The organism is Streptomyces aurantiacus, from assembly GCF_001418335.1.
GTDB classification, from domain to species: Bacteria; Actinomycetota; Actinomycetes; order Streptomycetales; family Streptomycetaceae; genus Streptomyces; species Streptomyces aurantiacus.
In genome coordinates this window covers 1-208 of sequence record NZ_LIPP01000516.1, presented here as the reverse complement: position 1 = coordinate 208, position 208 = coordinate 1, and the positions used below count along the sequence as shown (strand labels likewise).

Sequence of the window (208 nt, the reverse complement as noted above, 5' to 3'; positions counted from 1 at the left end):
GTCGACCACCTCGTACACAAGGTGATGCAGTCCACGCTCGCCGGTCGAGCCGATGTACATGCCGGGTCGCTTGCGGACCGCGTCCAGACCCTCGAGGACGGTGATGGCGCTGGCGTCGTACGAGGCTGTGACCTCGCCGTTCGAGGAATGGGCCCCGCTTTTCGCGCCGGCGTCGGTGGACAGGATGTTCTCGTTGGGGTTGCCGGAA

At 65.9% G+C, this 208-nt stretch carries 1 pseudogene; it reads right to left on the bottom strand.

What is annotated here, in order from left to right:
- Positions 1–208: pseudogene (locus tag AOK01_RS45960) on the bottom strand (DNA topoisomerase IV subunit B); the annotation flags it as partial.